The following is a 944-nucleotide window of genomic DNA, read 5'->3' on the forward strand; positions in this document are numbered from 1 at the left end:
CATCGGCATATTGCCAGGTGTGTTGACTGTGGCGGCGCCAAAGAGACGCGCGCCTGTTCACGTGCTCTTCGCCGTTGCTGTGACGGGTCTCTGGGTTGGCGGTGCGCTTCGGTCAGGGCAGGACGTGCCGCCGACAGACGTTGCTTTGCGCATCGTCCAAGGCAATGTGCCACAAGTCGAGAAGTGGGTACCGGGCAGCCGCCAGCGAGCCTTAGAAAAATACCTGGGCTTGTCCGCGCAACCCGGACGTTTCGATGTGCTGCTTTGGCCGGAAACGGCCTTCCCCGGCTTTCTGGATGAAGATGCTGCGGCACGCGCGCGGATATCTGCAGCTTTGCCAGACGGCAGGATCCTACTGACAGGTGCGCCTGACCGAGTGGAGGGCGATGGGGGAACCAGATATTTCAACACGGTTCAGGCATACGATGGCACCAGTGAGATTCTGACGGGATATGCAAAACATCATCTCGTTCCGTTTGGCGAATATGTGCCGCTGAGAGGCTGGCTGCCCATCGAACGACTGACGGAAGGGTTGGGCGATTTCACGCCGGGACCAGGGCCGCGCACGCTGGCGATCCCTGGCGCGCCTCTGGTCGCGGTGGCGATCTGTTACGAGATCATCTTTCCGGGCCACGTGGTCGATGACCTTTTCCGTCCCGACTGGATATTCAACGCCACAAATGATGCTTGGTTCGGAACCAGCATCGGACCCGAGCAGCACCTCGCCTCCGCGCGGATGCGCGCGGTCGAGGAGGGGCTTCCCGTGGTCCGGGCGGCCAACACTGGGATATCCGCGATCATCGACGCCAATGGAAATGTCGTCGCGCGTCTTGATACCGGGGAAACAGGCACCATTGATGCCGGCCTGCCGGGCGCGCGTACTCCAACGCCCTATGCGCGNCCGTTGTCAGCGGCAACCGAGCCCCTCCGCTGCCTTTTGCTGC

General features: G+C 62.0%; 1 protein-coding gene. It reads left to right on the forward strand.

The annotated features are described in order from the left end of the window. The coding region (gene lnt, locus A3764_RS23460; protein WP_067952178.1) for an apolipoprotein N-acyltransferase at positions 1-944 on the forward strand (944 nt) is incomplete at both ends.

The sequence above is a fragment of the Sulfitobacter sp. HI0129 genome (assembly GCF_001635395.1).
Classification (GTDB): Bacteria; Pseudomonadota; Alphaproteobacteria; order Rhodobacterales; family Rhodobacteraceae; genus Sulfitobacter.